Here is a 22,283-nt window from a genome sequence, read left to right on the forward strand (position 1 = left end):
CTTGTTCTTTGTCTGTCGTTTACAATTTAGCTGTGAGTGGCATCCGACGCCCGCTTCCGAAGGATTTCTTGCTTACTTTGAGGATCGGGGGACACTGTGCCCGCTTGTATTCGTTGCGATTTACCAGTGCGAGAGTCTTCTCCACGAGCGCGGGGGCGAATCCTTGTTTGATGATATCTTGCTTGGATTGATTGTCTTCGATGTATAATTTTAGAATCGCGTCCAGAATATCATATTCGGGGAGCGAGTCTTGATCTTTTTGATCGGGATGGAGTTCTGCCGAGGGGGCTTTTGTGATGGTGTTTTCGGGTATGAGTTCCCGTTCCCGGTTGATATATCGGGACAGTTTGTACACTTCGGTTTTATACACGTCGCCTAACACGGAAAGAGAACCGCACATATCCCCGTACAAGGTGCCGTAGCCAACAGCAGCCTCGCTTTTGTTCGAGGTGTTGAGCAAAATATGCCCGAATTTATTGGAGATTGCCATCACGAGTGTTCCCCGGATACGGGCTTGCAGGTTTTCTTCCGCCACGTTGAACGGTGCGTCTTTAAAGACGGGTTGCAAGGTGGAAAGGAATGCGTCGTATATCTCTTTTATCGCGAGAGTTTCATGTGCTATTCCCAGATTCCTTGCCAAATCGACGGCATCCTTCACGGAATGGTCGGTTGAGAAGCGGGAAGGCATCAGTATGCCTAACACGTTTTCTTTCCCGAGAGCCTCGACTGCTAACGCGGCAACGAGAGCGGAATCAATTCCGCCGGAAAGACCTAAAACGGCTTTGCTGAACCCGTTTTTACGGAAGAAATCCTTGATGCCCGACACGAGAGCGTCATGAATCAGTGCGATAGAATCCCGTGCAGCCTCTTTTACCGGGGCGAGGTTTTCCAAAGCGTTGGTATCGATGAGTATGAAATCTTCATCAAAGGCGGCTCCTTTGGTTACAAGTACGCCTTTTTTGTTGAAAACGAGAGTGTTCCCGTCGAATATGATAGAGCTGTTGGCTCCCGTGTGATTTAACGCTATCACGGGGCATTTGTGCTCCCGGGCGATGGAAGAGAATACTTCTTTGCGATAGGCATAGCTTTCTGTGGTGAACGGTGTGGGGCCCACGTGAAGGATTAGCGTGTCGGTCTTTTCGATGACGTTTGATTCGTATTCGTCGAAAAGGACACGGATGTTTTGATTCATGTACCGCAAGGGAGAATTCGATTCGTCCGCGATAAAATAGCGGCTCTCGTCAAAAATATCGTAGTCGCTTAGCACGGTTTTGTTGACACCGCCCCGTACTTCACGGTCATACATGAAGAACATGGCGTTGTAAAGTACCCCGTCTTCCAAGTCGAGATTGGGGCAACCCACTAGAGCGGCGATATTTGTACATTGTCCGGCAATTTTTTCGATACTGATGCGACATTCATTCACGAAATATTCTTTCTCGAACAGGTCTTGCGGGTATGCACCGCATATCGCGTGTTCGGGAAACACGACCAGGTCTGCTTTTTTTGATTTCGCTTTTTGTATGGCGGCAATGATAAGGTCCCTGTTTTTGGAGATGTCGCCGATATGATAGTTTATTTGAGGTATTGCTATTTTCATTGTATCCTGCACGTTATATCCCTCGTGGGGATGGTTGATAAATTAAAATGATAACTCTTTGGCAGCTCACTTTGTTATTTGTCGCAAAAGTACGAATTTTGCACAAGATAATAAATAAGTTATTCATGAAGTTTGTTGATAATGGATAAAAAAGAGTTGCGTAAGCAGATAAAGGTTTTAAAAAATCAATATTCCCCGGAACAGAAGGTCGAGATGTCCCGTCCGATTTGGAATGAACTGGAACAAAATGTTTTTTTTAAGGAGGCGCATACCCTTTTGGCGTATTGGTCGATGGATGACGAGGTGTTTACTCATGATTACGTGGTCAAGTGGGCGGGCGAGAAGAGAATTTTGCTTCCTTGCGTGAAAGGGGATGTTCTTGAATTGCGGGTGTTCGAGGGTATGGAATCTTTGAAAGCGGGAGAGTCCTTCGGGATACTGGAACCCGTGGGAGAATTGTACACGGATTACGATTCCATTGATATGATTGTCGTGCCGGGTGTCGCTTTTGACCGGCAAGGAAACCGCTTGGGGCGGGGACGGGGATACTATGACAAGATATTGAAAGAAACTCGCGCGGCAAAGAAGGTCGGTATTTGTTTCGATTTCCAGTTCGTGGAGGAAGTGCCTGTCGATGAGTTGGACGTGCGCATGGATTTGGTTGTACACGGGTAAAGGGCAAGAGGAGGTAAACCTAATACGATAGGTTGTCGATAGATGTCGTGTAATCTTATAGAGAACCCACTGTAATCCTACCCAAGAACTAGGGTAATAAGTACATGTTGCCGATGTTGCTTTGTATTAATTCCGGTGTTTCTATATTGGAGATAATAGGAACGCCGGGGGAAGAACGGGGCAAGACCGGAGATAGGGTAGGATTACGGTATTTCTTGGGTAGGATTACGGTGGGTTCTCTTTAGGCTATGATACAAAAATGGCTGCATCAATTTTGACGCAGCCATTGATTTTCCTTTTTTATGATGATTAAGCTTCTTTCGGAGCTCCTACAGGACAAACGCCAGCGCAAGCCCCGCATGAGATACATTCATCAGCATTGATTTGGTAGTGGTCATCACCCATAGAGATTGCTCCTACCGGGCATTCTGGTTCACATGCTCCACAAGAAATACAATCATCAGTTATTACGTAAGCCATTTCTAAAATTTTTTTTGTTAATAATGCCGCAAAAATATAATCTATAATTGAAACAAAAAATTTTTTTCAGGATAAAAAGGGTTATTTCCCCTTATTTATACCCATTGTAAAATGGAATAGTCCATAAGGTCTATAAGGTCAGTAAAGTTCATAAGGTCATAGGGGGGGGCGAGGGCAAAAGCGCTTCAACGCTTTTGCCCTGATTTGAGTTGTGGTTTCGAGAAATATTTTATACCTTTGCGGCGCATTTTAGAGTACGGGGGAATTTTAAACGTGTAATGGGAACGCGGATATGGCTTAGAACCCCGGGGCAACAATCCGTGTTTGAGTAGCACAACAATTTTAGTAATATGCAAGTATTTGAATTAAAAGGAGAAGTAAGAAGCGACGTAGGTAAGAAAGCTACTAAAGCAGTAAGAAACGAAGAAAAAGTTCCGTGTGTTCTTTACGGTGGTGAGTCTAACGTTCATTTCGCTGTAAAAGAGCGGGATTTAAAGAAACTTCTCTATACTCCTAACGTGTATTTGGTGAATCTCGTTCTTGACGGTAAGTCTTATGATGCTGTGATGAGAGATATTCAATTCCACCCGGTATCTGATAAAGTATTACACATTGATTTTTACCAGACGTTTGAGGATAAACCGGTGGTAATTGAAGTGCCTGTTAAGACGACGGGACATGCTGCCGGAGTTCAAGCCGGAGGTAAATTGGCATTGATTACCCGTAAGTTGAAAGTGAAGGCTCTTCCGAAAGCTGTGCCGGATGAAATTACGCTTGACGTTACTTCATTGGGTGTCGGTAAAGCTATCAAGGTACAGGATATCCATATCGAAGGTATTGATATCGTGAACGCGAAGAGTGTTGTTGTTGCTCAAGTGAAATTGACAAGAGCTGCAAGGGCTGCACAAAGCGCTCAATAGTCGTTTGAAAAAGTAGAAAGATGAAATATCTTATTGTGGGATTAGGGAACATTGGTCCCGAATACCAGAATACACGACATAACATCGGATTTAGAGTGTTGGACGCCTTTGCTAAGGCGTCCAATGCTGTTTTTGAAGATATGCGTTACGGGGCAGTAGCCACGGTGAAGTTGAAGGGGCGGACTCTGATACTGTTGAAGCCGAATACGTACATGAACCTTAGCGGGAAAGCCGTGAGTTACTGGATGCAGAAGGAGAAGATTGATTTATCGAATCTTTTTGTAGTTGTTGATGATTTGGCCTTGCCTTTCGGAACAATACGCCTGAGAAGTAAAGGTAGTGACGGGGGGCATAACGGGTTGAAGAGTATCAACCAATTGTTGGGAACACAGGCGTATACCCGTTTGCGGTTTGGCATCGGTGACAATTTTCCCAAGGGAAGACAGGTGGATTACGTGTTGGGGGAATGGAGCGATGGAGAGGAAGAGCGATTGCCTGCCATGTTAAAACATTGTGGCGAGGTGATTGAAAATTTTGTTTTTATCGGGGTGGATAAAACGATGAGTCTGTTTAATAATTTACGATTTGAGATTTAAGATTTACGATTTTAAATCGTAAGTTTACAACTTGAGTATTGTAATTTAAAGATATAGACAGTGGAGAAGGTTAGAATAGATAAATGGTTATGGGCAGTCCGGATTTTCAAGACCCGTTCATTGGCTGCCGAGGCTTGTGGAAAGGGACACGTGTCTATCGGGGATGCGCACGTGAAGGCTTCTCGTGAAGTGAAAGTCGGGGACACGGTAAAGGTGCGGGTCCCCCCGATTGAAAGGGAATATCTGGTGAAGCAAGTAACGGATAAACGGATGTCTGCACAATTGGCAGTCGATTTCGTGGAAGAAACCACTCCACAGGAAAGGTTGGATATCCTGCGAGGTACTCACATGCAATTCGAGGCTCGTGATAGAGGAACGGGACGCCCGACAAAACGGGATCGCAGGTTGATTGATAAACTTAAAGAACTTTAAATTGTAGATTTTAAATTTTAAATTGCGTTTGTGAGATATGCAATCTAAAATCTAAAATCTAAAATCCAAAATTAGTATGTTAGTTGCGCGGGAAAAAAGAAAGAGTAATGTGGCTGAATATATTTTGTATATGTGGCAGTTGGAGGATATGCTGAGAGCGATGCAGATGGATATTCGGCAAGTGGAACGGAATGTGGTCAGCCAGTTTCAAGTAGATGAGGACACCCGGAAGGAGATCAGGGAGTGGTATGATAACTTGATTGAGATGATGAAGAGGGAAGAGGTGGTAAAAGGAGGGCATCTACAAGTAGTCAAGAATATGGTGAATGAATTGACGGAGTTGCATTACTACCTGTTGCATGAATCGCAAGATATGAAATACAAGCAATTGTTCATGATGACCGCGAACAATTTGTTGGATTACCGCCGGAAAACTAACTTACCGGAAGAGGTGTCCGACGTGGAATTGGCACTTCATGCTCTTTATGGACATTTGATGTTGCGTTTACAAAAAAAAGAGATAAATTCGCAGACGGCCATGGCTATGGAATCGTTTAGCCGGATGATTGCTTATCTGGCGGCGAAATACAAGGCGATAGAAGAGAATGAAGAAAAGATGTTTGATTAATCACAATAGAATGAAGAGAATATTATTTATCACGATAGCTGTTTTGTTTGTCCTGAACGCACGGGCAGAAGAGGGAACCAAGGAATTTAAACAGAGTTTTCCGGCGGCTTCCTTTAATGAATTGATCGTGTCCAATCGTTACGGGAATATCGATATACGTCAGGAAGGAGAGGAGTTTGCTATTACCGCGAGCGTGTGGGTGGAGGCAAAGAATAAAGCCAAGGTGGATGAAATACTTGAGTATATCGCGATAACAGCCAAGGAACGGGGAGCGGCATTGAACGTGGAAACCGTGTTTAAAAAGGATATGAGTTTGAAACAGACGTTCTCCGGCGTTACGGTTAGCGTGGATTATCATATTAAAGTTCCGAAAGGAAAGAAGGTGCGTTTATTAAGTACGGATGGCGGCATCTCTATGAGCGATTTCACGGGAGATTTGAGTGTAGAGATCGTGTCGGGAAATTTTAAGGCAAACACGGTGTTGGGTGGCGAGTTTTCTGTGAAGCAATCCAAGGGGGAATTTGAAGTGGAGAAAGTAGCCGTGTTTAATGGTGAATTCAAATCCTGTAAGGTAAAGATTGGTGAGGGTACGGATATGAAATTGGATTGTAATTCCACGGGGTTGCAGTTGATGGAAGCGAATAATCTCACGCTGAAGACTTCCGGGGGTACTTGTTACTTGGGGATGATCGAGAATTTGAGCGGGAATTCTTTTTACACGAAATACGAGGTGCAGGATATCGGCGGTAGCCTATGGATGGATACGCGTTGGGGAGAATTGAACGTGAGGAATATCAATCTTTCATTCTCTTCGGTAGAGGTAAAGAGTTCTTCAACAAAGGTGGGTTTGACTTTCATGGAGGGGTGCGGGTATGCGCTTGAAATCAACAGGAATAAGAATTTGAAAGTTGAGTTACCGCAAGGTGTTGTTTTGGAAACCAAACCGACGACGAATAAAAATGCTGTTTTGGAAACAGGTTTTGTCGGCGATAAGAAGTTTTCGGGAAGAGTGAATTTGAATATGTCGGGGGGAAGTCTTTTTATTCAGTAAAATGTATCAAACACATATATTTCCAAATGGATTGCGCTTGATCCATAATTATGTTCCGAATAAAGCCGCCTATTGCGGGCTGATTATTAACGTGGGAAGCCGGGATGAACAGGCGGGGGAGTTCGGGATGGCTCATTTTATCGAGCACGTTATTTTCAAGGGAACAGAGAAGCGAAAAGCCTATCATATATTGAGCCGTCTGGAAGACGTGGGGGGCGAGTTGAACGCGTACACGACCAAAGAGGATACCTGCGTGTATGCCACGTTTATGGCGAAAGATTACGAGCGGGCGTTGGAGTTGTTTGCGGATATCGTGTTTCATTCCGTTTTTCCGGAGAAGGAGATCGAGAAGGAGAAAGATGTCGTGCTGGATGAGATTAACTCGTACAAGGATAATCCCGGGGAATTGATTTTCGATGATTTCGAGGAGCTGGTTTATTCCGGTTACCCGATCGGGCGGAATATCTTGGGTGACGAGGCTTCCGTGGAACAAATATCCCGTGAAATGGTACTTGATTTCGTGCGACGGAATTATTTCCCGAATCGCATGGTGATCAGTTCGGTGGGAGATATTGCCTTTGACAAGTTGGTGCGTTTGGTGGAGAAGTATTTTGCCGGTTACGAGAGCGGTCCTTCCTTGCAGACACGGGTAAAGCCTGAAATTTATACTCCCCGGTTCGTGGAGTTGGACAAGGATACGCACCAGTGTCATTGTATTATCGGGAATATCGCTTATGATTACACGCAGGATAATCGGTTGGCATTGTCTTTACTGATCAATCTGTTGGGTGGGGCGGGAATGAACACTCGTCTTAATTTGAATATACGGGAACGCCACGGGCTTGCCTATAATATCGAGGCTTCCTATACGCCTTACTCGGACACGGGGATCGCTATGATCTATTTCGGGTGCGACCCGGAGCACGCGGAATGGTGCCTGAGTTTGTGCAAGAAGGAGATGCGCTCTTTGTACGAGGAGAGGTTGGGACCCGTGCAATTGAAGCGCGCGAAGGCGCAAATGGTTGGGCAGTTGGCTATTTCTTCCGAGAATTACGAGAATCTGATGTTGTCTATCGGAAAGAGTTTTCTGATCTATGATAAGGTGGACAGTCTGGAAGATATTTACACCCAAGTGGATGAGATTACGTCGGAAGTATTGTTGCAAGTGGCGAAAGACATATTTGATATAGAAAAGCAATCGATTTTATTATATAAATAGGAGGTTGTATGTTGGAACTGAACGCAGAATTGGAGCAATATATTTTGGCACACAGCGAACCGGAGAGCGACGTGTTGGCTGAGTTGTCCCGTGCGACTCATCTGCAAGTGTTGCGCCCGAGAATGTTGTCGGGAAACCTGCAAGGGCAATTTCTGAAGATGATGTGCAAGATGCTCGGTGCCCGGAGGGTGTTGGAGATCGGGACTTACACGGGGTATGCGGCGATTTCTATGGCATACGGTTTGGCGGAAGGGGGCGTGGTGCATACGATTGACGTGAATGACGAATTGGAGGATTTCACACGAGGGTTTATCGAGAAAAGCGGCTTGCAGGAACGTGTCGTTTTTCACGTGGGAGATGCTTGCGAGATTATTCCCCGTCTGAATGAAACTTTTGATTTGGTGTTTATTGACGCGGATAAAAGGGAATACTCGGAATATTATCGTCTGGTATTTGATAAAGTCCGGGTGGGAGGGTTAATCATTGCTGATGACGTGTTGTGGGATGGTAAAGTCGCCGATCCTAATGTGAAACCGGATGCCCAAACGAAAGGTATTCTGGATTTTAACGATATGATACAAGCTGACCCCCGGGTGGAAAATCTATTACTTCCTATTCGGCATGGGTTGATGGTGATAAGAAAATCTGAAATCTGAAATCTAAAATCTAAAATTAAAAGCTATCTTTGTTCAATCATCCGATTGAAAGTTGGAATGTGCATTTTCAATTTTCAATTTTCAATTTTCAATTATTATGAAGCAGTACTTAGATTTGTTGGATAGAATTTTGAAAGAGGGGACTGTAAAAGAAGACCGCACGGGTACGGGGACTATCAACGTGTTCGGACACCAGATGCGTTTCAACTTGGAAGAGGGTTTCCCCTTGTTGACCACGAAGAAATTACACTTGAAATCTATTATATACGAATTGCTGTGGTTCCTGCAAGGCGACACGAACGTGAAGTATTTGCAAGAACATGGCGTGAAGATTTGGAATGAATGGGCTGACGAGAACGGAGATTTGGGACATATCTACGGTTATCAATGGCGTTCATGGCCTAAAGCTGACGGAACTTTCTTGGATCAGATCACGCAAGTCGTGGAAGGAATAAAGAATACGCCTGATTCGCGGCGGCTGATCGTTAGTGCATGGAATGCTGGAGATATCGAGAACATGGCATTGCCGCCTTGTCATGCCTTGTTTCAATTTTTTGTGGCGGACGGTAAGCTTTCCTGTCAACTCTATCAACGGAGTGCGGATACATTTTTGGGGGTACCTTTTAATATCGCTTCTTATGCCCTGCTGACCATGATGATCGCACAGGTTTGCGGTTTGAAGCCCGGTGAGTTCGTGCATACGTTGGGTGATACTCATATTTATTTGAATCATATTGAACAGGTAAAATTGCAATTATCGCGTGAACCTCGTCGTTTGCCCCGTATGGTAATCAACCCGGAGGTGAAAAGTATCTTTGACTTTCAATACGAGGATTTCGAGTTGCAAGGCTATGATCCGCATCCGCATATAAAGGGGGCGATATCTGTTTAATTGAAAATTGAAAGTGGAAAATTGAAAATGAAATCATTTACGGTTAAAAATGGGTTAGTGGGAGAAAATCGTAAATTTAAAATGTAAAATTAGAATGGTTTTATCAATTATAGTAGCTGCGGCAGAGAATAATGTTATCGGTAGGGATAATGGGTTGGTGTGGAGGTTGTCGGCTGATTTGAAACGTTTTAAAGCGTTGACAACGGGACACACGATTTTGATGGGACGCAAGACTTACGAGTCCGTGGGGAAGGCATTGCCTAACCGGAGAAATATCGTGATTTCACGGAACCCGGATTATAAAGCGGAAGGTTGTGAGGTCGTTCGGAGTGTGGAGGAGGCTTTGGAATTGACAAAGGGGGAAGATGAGGTTTTCGTGACCGGAGGAGGTACTATTTACAAGGAATTGTGGGGTAAGGCGGATCGATTGTATCTTACTGTCGTGCATCAGGAGTGCGAGGGGGATACGTTAATTCCTTCTGTGGATCCGAATCAATGGAAAGAAGTATTCCGGGAAGCTCACGAGGCGGACGAGAAGAACGAGTTTGATTACACCTTTATTAATTACGAGCGGATAAAGTAATGGATTACCGGATCAACCCGAAATACAAATCACTGGAGAAAGCCATTCTTGATATTCCCCGTCGATTCGAGGTGGAGGGGGAGGTGATCGAGGATAACCGGAATGTAATCAAAATACTGGATGTAGAAGGGGTGCGTGTGAATGTGAAATCATTCAAGGTGCCGAATGTAATCAACCAATTTGCTTACGCGTATATCCGGAAAGGAAAGGCTCAACGTTCTTATGAATATGCCAATTTGTTCCGGGAAAAAGGTATCGGGACGCCCGAACCGGTGGCGTATATCGTGAAACGGAATGCGTGGGGGGTTACCCGGAGTTATTATATTTCTTTGCAGGTGGACTATGATTATTTGTTTCGGGATTTGCGGGAGAAACGTCCGGCTGATCTGGAATTTATATTGAGAGAGTTTACCCGATTTACACATTATTTTCATTCACAATCAGTCTATTTCGTGGATCATTCCCCGGGCAACACGTTAATAAAGCGCACGAGTAATGGTGTGGAATTTAGCTTGGTTGATTTGAATCGGGTGAAATTCATGCATATATCTCCATTCGTGGGGTTAAAGAATTTCTATCGGTTGAATGCTACGGATGATATGATAGAGATTATCGCGGATGAATATGCCCGTTTGACTCATTCGGATTCCAAGGAGATGATTCGTTTGCTCAAGGAATGGACTCATGCTCATGATGAACGGGTGCGTAAGCGGAAAGAGAAAAGAAATAAGGTGCGTTCTAACGCACCCTCTAGTCTGTAAGGTCCGTAAAGTCCATAAGGTCGAACCTCCAGTTCCTAAAGTCGAAAAAAAATGATTTGGATTGTTCCCGGGTATATTTTTGACCTTCTGACTTTATAGACTTTACGGACTTTATGGACTAGAGTGCGTTTTATGCCCTCTTAATTTTCCCGAATTTCTTGATACTCGTGTATTTTCGCCAAAGATTTAATTTCCGTTTTGCTGGCACCCCGTGGCGAGCGATATAATCCCGTGCGGCTTCAAGCATCCGATGTCCGACTTTGCCGTCGAGATAGGGATCGTAATTTTCAATGATCCATTTGCGTTTGGCGATATATTCTTCGTCGTGTAATACTTTTTCCAAAGCCTCGGGGAGTTCTTCCGGGTTTTGTATGTCTAGCCAATAGATGTCTTTCGCTATGGTCTTGTAGGTGATAACCGGTTTATCCAGTAGTAGAAACTCGTAAACGGTGGAAGAGGTATCGCTGATCATCACGTCGGACATGATCTGGTATTTCGTGATATTGTGATCTTCTACCCAAAGCATATTGTCGTGTTGCGCGGCAAGCTCTTTGTACTCCTGCATCCACTCGGCTTTTGTCAAGGGGTGGAATTTCAAGATTAATAGCACGTCTTTCTCTTTTGCCAATTTTACTAACCCTTCTTTGATGAAAGGCAGCGAGGTCAGTGACGGTGAAAAAGTCGGGGCATACAGCACGAGTTTGTTTTTACCGTGTTTTTCCAGCAACGCTTTTTTCTCGGCATCGAAAGTATGAAGATTTTCGTAAATCCAATCTTGACGAGGCCAGCCTGTTTCCACGACTTCGAAATCCTTGTATTTCTTGGCAAGAGCGGTGAAGCCTTTCGTGAATAAGGGACCTTGGGTAAAATACGTGTCGAAATAGCGGCGTATGACCCAATGGTCTTTCTTTTCAGTCGCGTAACCGTGGAATATTTGTATTTTCACTCCCGGCAGGTAATAAGGCACGATATTGCAGGGGACAAAGATAGCTTCGGGGGAGAAATCATAAATCTCTTGGATGCTGTTTGTCCATTTTACTTCGTCCTTTAACGGAAATTCGGGGATGTTTTTTTCTTGAACAAACCACAAAATGGAGTGTCCCCCTTCTCTGTTTGCCTCTGCCTCGATAGGTTGCAGAATATTGATGGCGTATTTTTGCTCACAGAATAATACGATGCGCATTACTGTAGATGTTTAGGTATTCGATTGATAGCGTCTTGAAAATCTTCCACGGTGTCGAGTTCCATGGAGAAATAGTTACTCGTGTCCACGGGATAAAAATAGTGTCCTCGCGTGATCAGGCGTTCGAAAGCAAGTTCGTAGAATACATTATCCAGTCCCTCGTTTACGATCATTTGTTCCAATTCCGTGTAGAGAGCTGAAAGATAAGCGTTCGATATTTTTTCGATACCGATAGATTCGCCGATAGCTTTCTCGATGGAACAGGTTTTGCTGATCTCCGTGATTTGATTCTTCTCGTTCACGATGACTTTGATTTCTTCCTCGCCCAGTTTATGGCTGTCTAATGCCAGACAGTCATTATACGGGGCGTCCTGTAAAGTTTTGATCATACGCGGGTCGTACAGAATATCACTGTCCAGCAGGATGATTTCTTTTTCTTGCAGAACTTCCGGTTTTGCCAACCATAACGAGTATATATTGTTGGTTGACGCGTAGACTTCATTGTAAATGAATCTCACGGGGAGATTCGGATAGGTCGTTTGCACGAAATTTTCGATCATCTCTTTTAAATAGCCCGTGACAATCACAATTTCATCGATACCGTTGACTAACAGACCGTCGATAGCTCTTTGCAGTAGGGTGCGATTGCCGATTTTTAGCAAACATTTCGGGCGGTCGTTCGTGAGAGGGCGTAATCGGGAAGCAATTCCCGCGGCGAGGATAACAGCTTTCATACGTTTCTTTAAAAAACAGAACCACATGACCGGTCTGTCATGTGGTTCTGTATATGGAATTATTTAGAATTTAGCATAACTTCTTTGATCGTATCTATGACCAAGCGATTCTGTTTTTGAGTTCCCAAGGTGATACGCATATGGGTATTGATGTCTTCCTCGTTCATGAATTTGACAATCAATCCTTTTGCTTTTAAGGCTTCTTGAAGTTTAGCTTTCATGGCAATAGGATATTTCACAAGAATAAAGTTGGCTTCTGATTTATACACTTTGAAGCCGTCGAGCACGTTTAATTCTTTCATGTATAATTCCCGGTCTTCTGCCATCAAGTCTGCTATATGTTGATAGTAGTCACTTGCCTTGAACACGGCAACTCCAATTTCTTCCGTGATTCGGTTGTAGCCGAGATATTTCGTACTATAGTTCAAGAACACGGATAAGTCTGCGCCCATGAAAGCGAATCCAAGACGTAAACCCGGCAGTCCGTAAAATTTGGATAGCGTGCGGATTATCAAAAGATTCGGGAATTCTTCAATCAACGGTTTGATATAGCTGGTATCCTTGTTCGCGAAAGAAGCGTAAGCTTCGTCAATCACGATCACCGTTTCACGGGGAATGAAAGAAAGTATCTCATGTAATTCTTCCTTTGTCAAAGAGTTGCCCGTCGGGTTATTGGGGGATGCCATAAGCACCATTTCCGGCTTTTCTTTTTCTACCGATTCGCGAATACTTTGAATATCGTACTTGAAAGTGTTGCCTTCCTCGAACAACGGGTAAAAAATGGTTCTTCCGTTTACTTCGTCGGCGATGGATTTGTAGTACCACCACGAGAACTTAGGAATAAGCAGCGTTTTTTGTTTCGTACCGCCAGCCAAGAAACAGTGTACCACTTGTTTCAGAATGTCTTCACCCCCGTATCCTAGGATTACTTGTTTTTCCGGAATCCCGTACAATTCAGAGATGTAATCGGATAGAATGCTTTTTTTACCCTCGTCGTAAATGCGGGTGTAGAAGCATAATTTATTCGGATCAAAGTTTTTCAGCACTTCGCCGATTTCGGGTGCCGGTCCGTAATTGTATTCATTACGGTCGAGGTAAGTTATTTCTTTCTTCATCAATACAATAAATATATCTTAGACTTTTTTATTCGTCCGGTTTGTTTATAAATAGATATCAATAAACGATCCTTTAATGATAGCCAAAAGTAACTAATTTTTGGAGTATCTCCTACAAACCATTTTTATTTTTTTGTGCTAGTAATCAGTTACTATCATAATATCATGGAATTGTGGTCGTATGCCTTGGAGGAAAATTAAATAACGATCATTTTTTTAAACTAAAATATGGTGTTGAAAATGCAGGTTTCTGTTATTGTTTCTACTTATAATCAGCCGGAATGGTTAGAAAAAGTATTATGGGGATATAATATACAAAGTTTTAAAGAATTTGAGTTGATTGTCGCGGATGATGGATCCGGTAAAGCTACGCGGGAAGTATTGGAACGGTTGACTCCCCGGCTATCTTACCCGCTAAAGCACGTGTGGCATGAGGATAGAGGATTCCGAAAATGTGAAATATTGAATAAAGCGATTTTGGCGGCGAGTACGGATTATTTGGTTTTTACTGATGGAGATTGTATCCCGAGGAATGATTTTATCGAGAAGCACATGAAATTCAGGAAGAAAGGGTACTTCCTTTCAGGTGGGTGTCGCAGGTTGTCGATGGATACTTCCCGTGAGATACATTTGCGGGATATCGAGTCACAGGCTTGTTTTAATATCCGCTGGCTAAAACAGCATGGGATGAGAAATTCTTTCCGTAATAATAAATTGACTCGTTCTTCTTTTAAAGCCTTTCTCTTGAATTTCTTGACAACAACGAAGGCTACATGGAACGGGGGCAACGCTTCCGGCTGGCGGGAGGATATTATCCGGGTGAATGGTTTTGACGAGAGAATGGAGTATGGCGGAGAGGATCGGGAGTTCGGGGAAAGATTGGTAAATGCCGGAATCCGGGGATTGCAAATACGTTATTCGGCTATTTGCTTGCATCTGGATCATGCACGGGGCTATGTGAATGAGAGTGCCTTGCGAAAAAATAAAAAGATTCGGAAGGATACCGTGTGTTTAAAACATGTCCGGACAAATTTTGGAATAGTAAAATCCGAAGATTCGATTTGTTAAATATCTAATCGTGTGTTTTATTGTTCAAAATTGGAATACTTTTTGCTATATTTGTAAATGTAACAAACCATAAAGAGCGGGACATGGTATTTGCAGAATTAAGTTATCAAATTTTTGAGAGGGCAACCTTGTGTTATCATGTGGCTGATAGCACGGATGCCGACATCAAGAATCCATACAAGTTAGAATCTATAGAGTATTATCTGTTCCAAAAGAATTGGGTTGATGCTATTCAATGGCACTTGGAGGATATCATACGCGATCCGGATATTGAGCCTGAATTTGCATTGCAAATCAAGCGTCGAATTGACGAGTCGAATCAAAAACGTACGGATTTGGTGGAGTTGCTGGATGAATATTTTTGGAAGAAGTATGAAAATGTGATCTTGTTGCCTCATGCCACGATAAACACGGAAAGTCCGGCTTGGGCTTTAGACCGTTTATCTATTTTGTGTTTGAAGATATATCACATGGAACAGGAAACGCAACGGGTAGACGTGAGTCAAGGGCACGTGCGTAGATGTGAGAATAAAATGCATATATTATTGGAACAGAAACGTGATTTGATTGTTGCAATCGATCTGTTACTGGAGGATATTGAAGCCGGGAGAAAATACATGAAAGTTTACAAGCAGATGAAAATGTATAACGATCCGGAATTGAATCCTGTATTATATGGAAAAGAGATTTCACGATGCGTGTAAGAAAAGTTTTGGTGATTCGCTTCCGGCGGATAGGCGATGCCGTGTTATCTGTTGTGATATGCAGCACGATAAGGAAGAGTTTTCCTGAGGCGGAGATCCATTATGTCGTGAATGATTATCTGGAACCTTTATTTCAAGATCACCCGGATGTTGACCGGGTAATCACGTTTTCCAGTCGGGAAAACGATCATTTTTTCACGTACGTGAAGAAAGTCTTCCGGTTGATGCGCGAAGAACATTATGACGTGATCGTAGATACTCGCTCCACGTTGAAAACATTATGGTTTAGTATTCTCTCTCCGGGAACAAAATATCGTATCGGTACGCGGAAATATTATAATCTTTTCTTTCATAATTACCGGATAAGGAATCATCAAGATGAAAGTTTGGATGAAGTATCCCGTAATTTGTTGTTGGTTAAGCCGCTGGAGAAAGAAGCACCTTTGGTGTATGATGCGGATTTTCGTTTGCAAGTAACGGAAGGAGAAAAGGAAGAATTTAAAAGATACATGATCGAGCAAGGGATTGATTTTTCCCGTTTGGTTATATTATGTACCCCTTTTACCCGCGTGGTGGATAAAAAGTGGGATATCCGGAAGATGAAGGAAGTGTTGTCCCGTTTGGTCTGGAAATACGATGCTCAATTGATTTTTAATTACTCGAAAGAAGAGAAAGCGGATGCTTTAAGTTTATTTGATGAAATGGGACAGGACAAGCATATCTTCGTGAACGTGGAAGCTGATACATTGCGGAAGTTGGTAGCCATGATCTCGTTATCTGATTTCTTTTTCGGGAATGAAGGCGGTCCTCGTCATATGGCGCAGGCTTGCGGAGTTCCCGGTCTGGCTATATACCCGCCTTGGGTGAACATGCAAAAGTGGCTGCCTTCCCGTGACGAACGCTATCAAGGGGTGAGTCCTTTGGATTTTATGCCTGAATCGGAAAGGGGTATGCTTTCGGATAAAGAGATATTCGATCGTCTTACCGAAGATCAGGTGTGGGGGCGGTTGGATTCCATGTTAAGAAAAATGATGAAGGATATTTAGATACCGTATTATTCATTATCTTTGGTGCCGTAATTGTGGTAAGTAAAATGAATAATATGAAGAATGTATACGTGATAGGGGTTTTCGACCTGTTTCATTTCGGTCATGTCGAGTTGCTAAGACGCGCGAGGGCGTTAGGTGATCGTTTGATCGTGGCTATTAATGGAGATGATATGGTTGCTTCTTACAAACGCAGGCCTTTTTTGTCCGAGCATGATCGACTGGAAGTCGTGAAAGCGTGTCGTTACGTGGACGAGGCTTTTATCATTCGGGAATACGATAATAAAGAATATATCAAGAAATACGGGATTAATGTTATCGTGCATGGTGATGATTGGGATGGAGAGGGGTATCTGAAACAGATTCGGGTGACACCGGAATTTCTGGAAGAGCATCATGTGGAGATGGTGTATTTACCTTACACGAAAGGAATAAGCACGTCGGAATTGGTTGAAAAGATAAGAAGCACGAAATAATGTATTCTAAAATTATAAATGTACCCATAGTTCTTGAGATCGGGGAGAATATTTTCATTCATATGGATGAGATATTGCAGCGTAATCATATTTTTTTCAAGGAGAAAATTTTAGTGACCTCCCCGGAGTTGAAAGAACTTTACAAACAGCAGATAGAGCAATTATCGTTTGATGAGATCATGCTTATTCAAGGCGGTTCTTATGAAGAAGCCCGCAAGGTGATGGGAAATATCACAAATAAGGATGCACTTTTGGTTGCTTTCGGGGGCGGAAGTGTTATTGATGCCGTGAAAATGATTTCGAACGACTTGAATCTAAGTTATATTACAGCACCTTCCACGTTGTCAAACGATGCCATTTATTCACCAATCGCTCGGCTTGTTCAAAACGGGAAAAAGCAAAGTTTCGGGGTAAAGGCTCCGTTAGGTATTATAGCGGATATTGAGATTATAAGGAGATCGCCTAGAAAATTGTTATTGGCAGGGGTGGGGGATTTGGTGTCTAATGCCAGTGCCGTGAAGGATTGGAGATTGGCGAATGCGGAAAAAGGCGAATATATTAATAATTTCGCTTTGACTTTGGCAACTCTCAGTGGTAATTCCGTGATGTCTTACACGATAGACGATATCGGAACGAATCGGTTTATCGGGGATCTGGCGAATGGACTGGTGATTTCGGGATTGGCGATGGTATTGGCGAATAGTTCACGTCCGGCGAGTGGTGGGGAACATCTGGTCAGTCATGCGATTGATGATCTTTACCCGATGCGAACGACTTTACACGGGTTGCAAGTGGCTTGGGGGCATTTGTTGTTAGAACGGGATTATCGCCAAGATGATGATGACTTCGAGAAATTGCGGCTATTCTTTGACCGAATGAAGATCACAGACGAATTGGAGCATGACCTTCACTTTTCGAGTGATGAGATCGCTCGGATTATTGCCCGGGCAAAAACTATCCGGGACAGATACACGATTTTATCTAAATTTTAGCCAGTTCTAAAAGTTTGTCCGCTATTCTTTCGGAAACTTTTCCGTCAACTTCTCCGACGACATAACGGGATAATTCTTCTCGCTTGGTTTTATTTTTGTCCGGATTTGCTAAGTTTTCACGGACATATTGTACCATTTCCTTGTAGTTTTTCGGGGTATCCCCGACTTCCCACAAGTAGAATTTCGAGATATCCAGTCGTTTGCGCACCTTGTGTGGGAATAATCTGTCTATCGGGCGATAGTGTAGAAACATATTGATAATAGCAGGTTTGCCTACCCCCGAAAATTCAAATACCGCACTTGACATATCGGAAATCAATAAGTCTGCGGCATGAAGAAACGGAAGAATATTGGTTTCGTTGAAATTTGCCAGATACACGTTGGGCGAGGTTGCCCATGTTTGTAACAAGTGCAAATCTTTCCGGTATTTTTTACGCAGGAAAAGATGCGAATGCGGTTTTAAAATAATGTTGTATTCGGCAAAGTCCTCGGGGAATTTCTTTCCCATTTTCAATACGGAAGAGGGATAGAATGTCGGGGCGTAAAGTATTGTTTTTTTGTTGGTATCCAAGTGGCGTTCTTGAAGAAATCTTTTCCGGTCATCGTCTGTCAACTTGAAATAGTTGTCCAGTTTGGAATAACCGGAAACATAAAAGATTGATTTTTTCTCGGGGTAGAGTTCGATCAAGTATTCTTCCAAGAATTTGCCATCAAGGAAACGTACATCGACTTCATTAAGTCCCGGTTCGATATTCATAGTCTTACCGCCCCATACTCCATGATTAATAAAAGCGGATTTATCGAATTGTGTATGTATATGGTGAGGAGTATTCCCGAACACGAGCGTGTTACAGAAACAATCTTCTTCTTCAAGTATATAAGTGAAGTTATTTTGCTTGCAATAATTGATAGATTCTTCCCTTTGGTTTATCTCATCACGATCTCTCGTCTTTGGAATAATCACGACATAGGGAACTTCACGTTTGATAAGTTCTCTGATAACGGGTTCAAATTGCGGAGAGTAGTATAATTTTTCGAGATAGAAGCCAATCACGTAGTTTTTCATATTTTATGATACTGTTTACACTAAATAAACCTTCGTTTAATTAATACGCAAATGTATCATTTTTTTACTTTAAACAAATGTATAATGAGATTTTTTTTCTTCACATAATCAATGACTTATATTGTTAGAATAATTATTCCTCGATGAGGCATGTAAATATCATTAAACGAACGTTTATTGATATTATAATGAAGAGAATTATTATTAGGATGCCCAATTTTATAGGTGATTCTATTAACACGATCCCAGCTATTGAAATGGTTGTACAATCTTTTCCTCAAGCTCGGATTACTTTACTAGGACCTTTTTTCCTGCAGGAACTTTTCGAGAATGATCCTCGAATTGACAGTTTTATAGTTTCCGACAAGAGAAAAAAGCATTATTTTAAAAATGTACTCGTTATATATAAAAATAAATATGACTTGGGGATTCTATTTACTAACACTTTTGTTTCAGCATTGATTTTCAAACTGGCATTCGTGAAACAAATTGTCGGTTATCAGAGTGAAGGTAGGGGGATGTTGTTAAACTTTAGATGTCCATTGAATCGTAATGTGCACTATATTAATCGATATGCAATGCTTGTTAATTCTTTTTTGAACAATAAGTTTACGTATTTACCTCCTTTAAAATTATATTATAAACAAGAAAGAAATTTTAATTTCGATAATGATAAGGCTGTCGTAGGATTGTATTTGGGAGGAACGAATAAACGATACAGAAGATATCCAGAGGACCACTCTCTGGCGTTGTTATATCTTCTTAAAGATTATAATATGATTCTTATCGGGGATTCAAATGATGCTATTGTACAATCGTCTTATGCGCACCATGCTAATATGGATAATCTTTTAGATTTTTCGGGTAAAACTTCTGTTGGAGAGTTAATTACGACTATTGCAAATTTGGATTTATTAATTACAATAGACTCTGCCGCGATGCACATTGCTTCGGCCGTAGGGACAAAATTTATAGCACTAATGGGATTATCGACAAGTCCGACATCAACGGTTGTTCCTAAGACTAATTTAGGTGTAATTCTGAAGATTGAAAATAATATGATAGATGAAGCTTGTTATATTCAAAATATTACACCGGAAATTGTTTATCAAAATGTGCGATTGATATTGGATAAGCAGAAAGATTAACGAGATGCAAAATAAAGAGCATATTTTACAGGATTTGGTAAAGATTATCATTCCGATTTATAAAATAGATTTGAATCATTATGAAATGATATCTCTAGGGCAACTTGTACAAGTTCTTAAAGATTATCCCAAGGTTATCATTAAACCGTTCGGTCTTGATATAGAACCAATTCTTGATAAGTTTGAAAATCAATTCCATGTCCAAGATTTTGATGATCATTATTTTTCAGATATTGCCGGATATAATCGTTTGATGTTGACTCCCGAATTTTATAAACAATTTATTGATACAAAGTATATATTGATATATCAGCTGGATGCTTTTGTTTTTAGAGATGAACTGAATTATTGGTGTAAGCTCGATTATGATTACATTGGTGCGCCTTGGTTGTGCAAGTTGAAGTATGAACGGGGATTTATGAAATTATTCTTGAGAACAAGAGGTTTAATTTACTCACTCTTAAAAATAAAACACCGACAGCAATGTTTTTATCGGGTTGGCAATGGAGGTTTTTCTTTGCGCAAGACCGAAGTTTTTTATAAAATAGCAATAGAGAAACAAGAGGTTATTCGGAATTATCTTAAGCATGTTTCTAAAAGTAGTCAATTTAACGAAGATGTATTTTGGGGCTTGGAAGCTACGAAGGATAAAAAATTTCTTGTTCCGACTTGGCAAGAAGCTTTGTTTTTTTCATTTGATTTATTTCCGGAAATAGCTTATTGTAAAAATGGCAAGAGACTTCCGTTCGGTTGCCATCGCTGGAATAAAGAGTTGGATTTTTGGAATAAATATATTGAACTGTGAATGACAAACATCTGTTACTTGATGGTAAATTGTTGTTTCTAATAAATATTTAAGATTGCGTTGATTTCGTGATAATTGTTTTTTCCATTTGGACAAAAATATCACTATAGAAATAGAATAAACTTAACATGAATAATATCATTAGTCTCGTGTTGTTTAAAGCTAACAAGATAGATGTATTGTTCATGATAAAGATTATTGTGGTAAGCGAAATGATTAGGCATGAAAATCTTTTATTTTTCCACATGCGATAAAATGGGACTGCAAAAAGAAATATTATTATTCCGAGGCCGATGATTCCGCCTTGTATCCAGTAATGTATAAACGAGTTGTGTACATTTGTAAACACATCAAGTCCGGCATCAGAATTCACTAACCAATCTTTTACACGATTTTTTGCATATATGCCTAATCCCCAAATAGCAAATTCGTCGGCATGTATAAAACTTTCTCGAATAAAACCAATGCGAGGAGCTATTGTCCCTCCAGTATATATACCTTTTTTGACATTTTCGACTTCTCTTATGATTTCTTCCGTACGTTCTCCGTATTTCTCGTTTGAAGAGTTAAATACTAGTAATCCTCCAATGAACAGTAATAAACCTACCAATATTGCGAGATGTGTGCGTAATGAACTTTGTTTGAAGATATATAAATTCGCTATCATAAATCCTATGAAAAAAGCTAATATTCCGGCTTTCGTTACTGTAAATGATAGGAAAATCACGAGGAAAAGAAACATTATTCCGTACAAAATTTTCATACCACGGTGTTGCTTAATGAAAATCATGAAATATGAAATTAATGCAGTCAAAGCAATATATAGCGTTTGTGGCTCCAAGAATAAGTTACCACCTAAGAAAGACCATTTATTATCACCAAAACGACTTGAGTACAAGAATTCTATTGCTGTTCGTGGGTTTGTAAGTGCTCTTGCTTGAAGAAGGTCATAGGTAATATAAATGTTCATTAATAAACATCCGATACAAAAAAATAAGAGGAAAAGCTCTAGTAAACGAGGAGTTAACCATTTCCTTAAAGTAGTTATATAGACGGGAACTAAAATGAAGTTCAGTAGAATATCTTCAAATACTCCATAATAAGGTTTGTCTGTAATTTCACTCCTCCATTCCATGAATAAAGTTTGCAAGGATATGTATAAAAAATAAATTACAAATATCAAAATATACCCTTTTCCTTCTTTTACATTTTGTATAAACATATTCCAGTTCGTAATTGCACAAAAAAGAATAACTGAAAGTAGGAAGTAATTGAATGTTTTTCCATACAATGGGGCAAGACTTCCTAATAAGAGTCCTATAGATAAAAAGCATATTTTTTGTATCTTTTCCATGACCAAGGGGATACCAATAAATTGAATTTTAAATTCTACGGTTTAGAACATATTATATGTTCTGGGACATCAAAGGTAATGAATAGTTGTGGCTTTATA

General features: G+C 41.3%; 25 protein-coding genes. 18 read left to right on the forward strand and 7 right to left on the reverse strand.

Annotated elements, in window-relative coordinates:
* Positions 1 to 19: 19 nt before the first annotated feature.
* A complete protein-coding gene (locus ACK8P8_RS08565; protein WP_369859022.1) occupies positions 20 to 1,600 on the reverse strand; it encodes an NAD+ synthase in 1,581 nt (526 codons plus the stop codon).
* A gap of 141 nt (positions 1,601 to 1,741) precedes the next feature.
* On the opposite strand from ACK8P8_RS08565, the gene ACK8P8_RS08570 reads away from it, so the two are divergent.
* Complete coding sequence (locus tag ACK8P8_RS08570; protein WP_186978205.1) at positions 1,742 to 2,275, forward strand: 5-formyltetrahydrofolate cyclo-ligase; 534 nt, start codon at positions 1,742 to 1,744, stop codon at positions 2,273 to 2,275.
* 309 nt (positions 2,276 to 2,584) lie between these two features.
* On the opposite strand, the gene fdxA is transcribed toward ACK8P8_RS08570, so the two are convergent.
* Positions 2,585 to 2,755, reverse strand: a complete 171-nt coding sequence (gene fdxA / locus ACK8P8_RS08575) for a 4Fe-4S ferredoxin (protein ID WP_186978203.1) — start codon at positions 2,753 to 2,755, stop codon at positions 2,585 to 2,587.
* Positions 2,756 to 3,105: 350 nt separating this feature from the next.
* Here fdxA and ACK8P8_RS08580 point away from each other — a divergent pair, with 350 nt between their 5' ends.
* The 10 genes from ACK8P8_RS08580 (at position 3,106) to ACK8P8_RS08625 (ending at position 10,493) form a co-directional block, all read left to right on the forward strand.
* The gene (locus ACK8P8_RS08580; protein ID WP_186978200.1) at positions 3,106 to 3,675 is read left to right on the forward strand and encodes a 50S ribosomal protein L25/general stress protein Ctc; all 570 of its coding nucleotides are present in this window, start codon (positions 3,106 to 3,108) and stop codon (positions 3,673 to 3,675) included.
* 20 nt (positions 3,676 to 3,695) lie between these two features.
* Positions 3,696 to 4,271 carry an aminoacyl-tRNA hydrolase gene (gene pth, locus ACK8P8_RS08585; RefSeq protein ID WP_186978198.1) on the forward strand — a complete coding sequence of 192 codons (576 nt, stop codon included), beginning with the start codon at positions 3,696 to 3,698 and terminating at the stop codon, positions 4,269 to 4,271.
* Positions 4,272 to 4,331: 60 nt separating this feature from the next.
* Positions 4,332 to 4,703 carry an RNA-binding S4 domain-containing protein gene (locus ACK8P8_RS08590; protein ID WP_303179734.1) on the forward strand — a complete coding sequence of 124 codons (372 nt, stop codon included), beginning with the start codon at positions 4,332 to 4,334 and terminating at the stop codon, positions 4,701 to 4,703.
* A gap of 76 nt (positions 4,704 to 4,779) precedes the next feature.
* Positions 4,780 to 5,331, forward strand: coding sequence for a DUF4924 family protein (locus ACK8P8_RS08595; protein WP_186978194.1), 552 nt, complete (start codon positions 4,780 to 4,782; stop codon positions 5,329 to 5,331).
* Between the two features lie 10 nt (positions 5,332 to 5,341).
* Positions 5,342 to 6,382, forward strand: a complete 1,041-nt coding sequence (locus ACK8P8_RS08600; protein ID WP_186978192.1) for a DUF4097 family beta strand repeat-containing protein — start codon at positions 5,342 to 5,344, stop codon at positions 6,380 to 6,382.
* Between the two features lie 37 nt (positions 6,383 to 6,419).
* Positions 6,420 to 7,601 carry a M16 family metallopeptidase gene (locus ACK8P8_RS08605; RefSeq protein WP_369859021.1) on the forward strand — a complete coding sequence of 394 codons (1,182 nt, stop codon included), beginning with the start codon at positions 6,420 to 6,422 and terminating at the stop codon, positions 7,599 to 7,601.
* An 8-nt stretch (positions 7,602 to 7,609) separates the two neighbouring features.
* Positions 7,610 to 8,257 carry an O-methyltransferase gene (locus ACK8P8_RS08610; RefSeq protein WP_186978188.1) on the forward strand — a complete coding sequence of 216 codons (648 nt, stop codon included), beginning with the start codon at positions 7,610 to 7,612 and terminating at the stop codon, positions 8,255 to 8,257.
* A gap of 97 nt (positions 8,258 to 8,354) precedes the next feature.
* Complete coding sequence (locus ACK8P8_RS08615; RefSeq protein ID WP_186978186.1) at positions 8,355 to 9,149, forward strand: thymidylate synthase; 795 nt, start codon at positions 8,355 to 8,357, stop codon at positions 9,147 to 9,149.
* Between the two features lie 94 nt (positions 9,150 to 9,243).
* On the forward strand, positions 9,244 to 9,732 hold the full coding sequence (locus ACK8P8_RS08620) for a dihydrofolate reductase (protein ID WP_186978184.1): 489 nt from the start codon (positions 9,244 to 9,246) through the stop codon (positions 9,730 to 9,732).
* The gene (locus tag ACK8P8_RS08625; protein ID WP_227216735.1) at positions 9,732 to 10,493 is read left to right on the forward strand and encodes a hypothetical protein; all 762 of its coding nucleotides are present in this window, start codon (positions 9,732 to 9,734) and stop codon (positions 10,491 to 10,493) included. Before ACK8P8_RS08620 ends, ACK8P8_RS08625 begins: the two co-directional genes overlap by 1 nt.
* Positions 10,494 to 10,623: 130 nt before the next feature.
* Here ACK8P8_RS08625 and ACK8P8_RS08630 read toward each other — a convergent pair whose 3' ends face one another.
* The 3 genes from ACK8P8_RS08630 to ACK8P8_RS08640 are packed head-to-tail and all read right to left on the reverse strand — an operon-like array spanning position 10,624 to position 13,525.
* Positions 10,624 to 11,676 (reverse strand): CDP-glycerol glycerophosphotransferase family protein, encoded by a 1,053-nt coding sequence (locus ACK8P8_RS08630; protein WP_099294191.1) that lies wholly within the window; start codon positions 11,674 to 11,676, stop codon positions 10,624 to 10,626.
* A complete protein-coding gene (locus tag ACK8P8_RS08635) occupies positions 11,676 to 12,410 on the reverse strand; it encodes a phosphocholine cytidylyltransferase family protein (protein WP_186978179.1) in 735 nt (244 codons plus the stop codon). The genes ACK8P8_RS08630 and ACK8P8_RS08635 overlap by 1 nt, the downstream gene beginning before the upstream one ends.
* Positions 12,411 to 12,469: 59 nt before the next feature.
* Positions 12,470 to 13,525: a pyridoxal phosphate-dependent aminotransferase gene (locus ACK8P8_RS08640; RefSeq protein ID WP_186978177.1), complete on the reverse strand. Its 1,056-nt coding sequence runs from the start codon at positions 13,523 to 13,525 to the stop codon at positions 12,470 to 12,472.
* 228 nt (positions 13,526 to 13,753) lie between these two features.
* On the opposite strand from ACK8P8_RS08640, the gene ACK8P8_RS08645 reads away from it, so the two are divergent.
* The 5 genes from ACK8P8_RS08645 to ACK8P8_RS08665 all read left to right on the forward strand — a co-directional run bounded on the left by ACK8P8_RS08645 (position 13,754) and on the right by ACK8P8_RS08665 (position 17,811).
* Positions 13,754 to 14,593 carry a glycosyltransferase family 2 protein gene (locus tag ACK8P8_RS08645; RefSeq protein ID WP_222621213.1) on the forward strand — a complete coding sequence of 280 codons (840 nt, stop codon included), beginning with the start codon at positions 13,754 to 13,756 and terminating at the stop codon, positions 14,591 to 14,593.
* A gap of 83 nt (positions 14,594 to 14,676) precedes the next feature.
* Positions 14,677 to 15,297 (forward strand): DUF4254 domain-containing protein, encoded by a 621-nt coding sequence (locus tag ACK8P8_RS08650; protein ID WP_186978175.1) that lies wholly within the window; start codon positions 14,677 to 14,679, stop codon positions 15,295 to 15,297.
* Positions 15,288 to 16,343: a glycosyltransferase family 9 protein gene (locus tag ACK8P8_RS08655; protein ID WP_186978173.1), complete on the forward strand. Its 1,056-nt coding sequence runs from the start codon at positions 15,288 to 15,290 to the stop codon at positions 16,341 to 16,343. Before ACK8P8_RS08650 ends, ACK8P8_RS08655 begins: the two co-directional genes overlap by 10 nt.
* A 56-nt stretch (positions 16,344 to 16,399) precedes the next feature.
* The gene (locus ACK8P8_RS08660) at positions 16,400 to 16,819 is read left to right on the forward strand and encodes an FAD synthase family protein (RefSeq protein ID WP_099294185.1); all 420 of its coding nucleotides are present in this window, start codon (positions 16,400 to 16,402) and stop codon (positions 16,817 to 16,819) included.
* Positions 16,819 to 17,811 carry an iron-containing alcohol dehydrogenase gene (locus ACK8P8_RS08665; protein WP_186978171.1) on the forward strand — a complete coding sequence of 331 codons (993 nt, stop codon included), beginning with the start codon at positions 16,819 to 16,821 and terminating at the stop codon, positions 17,809 to 17,811. Before ACK8P8_RS08660 ends, ACK8P8_RS08665 begins: the two co-directional genes overlap by 1 nt.
* Here ACK8P8_RS08665 and ACK8P8_RS08670 read toward each other — a convergent pair.
* Positions 17,801 to 18,877 (reverse strand): CDP-glycerol glycerophosphotransferase family protein, encoded by a 1,077-nt coding sequence (locus ACK8P8_RS08670; RefSeq protein ID WP_186978169.1) that lies wholly within the window; start codon positions 18,875 to 18,877, stop codon positions 17,801 to 17,803. The two genes, ACK8P8_RS08665 and ACK8P8_RS08670, sit on opposite strands and share 11 nt — an antisense overlap.
* 188 nt (positions 18,878 to 19,065) lie before the next feature.
* On the opposite strand from ACK8P8_RS08670, the gene ACK8P8_RS08675 reads away from it, so the two are divergent.
* Together ACK8P8_RS08675 and ACK8P8_RS08680 are read left to right on the forward strand one after the other, a co-directional pair.
* Positions 19,066 to 20,025: a glycosyltransferase family 9 protein gene (locus ACK8P8_RS08675; protein ID WP_186978167.1), complete on the forward strand. Its 960-nt coding sequence runs from the start codon at positions 19,066 to 19,068 to the stop codon at positions 20,023 to 20,025.
* Positions 20,026 to 20,029: 4 nt separating this feature from the next.
* Positions 20,030 to 20,830 (forward strand): DUF5672 family protein, encoded by an 801-nt coding sequence (locus ACK8P8_RS08680; RefSeq protein WP_186978165.1) that lies wholly within the window; start codon positions 20,030 to 20,032, stop codon positions 20,828 to 20,830.
* A 49-nt stretch (positions 20,831 to 20,879) separates the two neighbouring features.
* On the opposite strand, the gene ACK8P8_RS08685 is transcribed toward ACK8P8_RS08680, so the two are convergent.
* On the reverse strand, positions 20,880 to 22,184 hold the full coding sequence (locus ACK8P8_RS08685) for an O-antigen ligase family protein (protein ID WP_186978163.1): 1,305 nt from the start codon (positions 22,182 to 22,184) through the stop codon (positions 20,880 to 20,882).
* Positions 22,185 to 22,283 lie beyond the last annotated feature (99 nt).

This window comes from Butyricimonas muris (assembly GCF_046365375.1).
In the GTDB taxonomy this organism is placed as follows: Bacteria; Bacteroidota; Bacteroidia; order Bacteroidales; family Marinifilaceae; genus Butyricimonas; species Butyricimonas muris.

Coding starts and splice junctions, on each gene's coding strand:
- ACK8P8_RS08680 (WP_186978165.1), top strand. CDS start 20,030: ATGCAAAATAAAGAGCATATTTTACAGGATTTGGTAAAGATTATCATT.
- ACK8P8_RS08660 (WP_099294185.1), top strand. CDS start 16,400: ATGAAGAATGTATACGTGATAGGGGTTTTCGACCTGTTTCATTTCGGT.
- ACK8P8_RS08580 (WP_186978200.1), top strand. CDS start 3,106: ATGCAAGTATTTGAATTAAAAGGAGAAGTAAGAAGCGACGTAGGTAAG.
- ACK8P8_RS08670 (WP_186978169.1), bottom strand. CDS start 18,877: ATGAAAAACTACGTGATTGGCTTCTATCTCGAAAAATTATACTACTCT.
- ACK8P8_RS08615 (WP_186978186.1), top strand. CDS start 8,355: ATGAAGCAGTACTTAGATTTGTTGGATAGAATTTTGAAAGAGGGGACT.
- ACK8P8_RS08620 (WP_186978184.1), top strand. CDS start 9,244: ATGGTTTTATCAATTATAGTAGCTGCGGCAGAGAATAATGTTATCGGT.
- ACK8P8_RS08610 (WP_186978188.1), top strand. CDS start 7,610: ATGTTGGAACTGAACGCAGAATTGGAGCAATATATTTTGGCACACAGC.
- ACK8P8_RS08675 (WP_186978167.1), top strand. CDS start 19,066: ATGAAGAGAATTATTATTAGGATGCCCAATTTTATAGGTGATTCTATT.
- ACK8P8_RS08665 (WP_186978171.1), top strand. CDS start 16,819: ATGTATTCTAAAATTATAAATGTACCCATAGTTCTTGAGATCGGGGAG.
- ACK8P8_RS08595 (WP_186978194.1), top strand. CDS start 4,780: ATGTTAGTTGCGCGGGAAAAAAGAAAGAGTAATGTGGCTGAATATATT.
- ACK8P8_RS08635 (WP_186978179.1), bottom strand. CDS start 12,410: ATGAAAGCTGTTATCCTCGCCGCGGGAATTGCTTCCCGATTACGCCCT.
- ACK8P8_RS08685 (WP_186978163.1), bottom strand. CDS start 22,184: ATGGAAAAGATACAAAAAATATGCTTTTTATCTATAGGACTCTTATTA.
- ACK8P8_RS08565 (WP_369859022.1), bottom strand. CDS start 1,600: ATGAAAATAGCAATACCTCAAATAAACTATCATATCGGCGACATCTCC.
- ACK8P8_RS08645 (WP_222621213.1), top strand. CDS start 13,754: ATGGTGTTGAAAATGCAGGTTTCTGTTATTGTTTCTACTTATAATCAG.
- ACK8P8_RS08650 (WP_186978175.1), top strand. CDS start 14,677: ATGGTATTTGCAGAATTAAGTTATCAAATTTTTGAGAGGGCAACCTTG.
- pth (WP_186978198.1), top strand. CDS start 3,696: ATGAAATATCTTATTGTGGGATTAGGGAACATTGGTCCCGAATACCAG.
- ACK8P8_RS08655 (WP_186978173.1), top strand. CDS start 15,288: ATGCGTGTAAGAAAAGTTTTGGTGATTCGCTTCCGGCGGATAGGCGAT.
- ACK8P8_RS08625 (WP_227216735.1), top strand. CDS start 9,732: ATGGATTACCGGATCAACCCGAAATACAAATCACTGGAGAAAGCCATT.
- ACK8P8_RS08570 (WP_186978205.1), top strand. CDS start 1,742: ATGGATAAAAAAGAGTTGCGTAAGCAGATAAAGGTTTTAAAAAATCAA.
- fdxA (WP_186978203.1), bottom strand. CDS start 2,755: ATGGCTTACGTAATAACTGATGATTGTATTTCTTGTGGAGCATGTGAA.
- ACK8P8_RS08600 (WP_186978192.1), top strand. CDS start 5,342: ATGAAGAGAATATTATTTATCACGATAGCTGTTTTGTTTGTCCTGAAC.
- ACK8P8_RS08630 (WP_099294191.1), bottom strand. CDS start 11,676: ATGCGCATCGTATTATTCTGTGAGCAAAAATACGCCATCAATATTCTG.
- ACK8P8_RS08640 (WP_186978177.1), bottom strand. CDS start 13,525: ATGAAGAAAGAAATAACTTACCTCGACCGTAATGAATACAATTACGGA.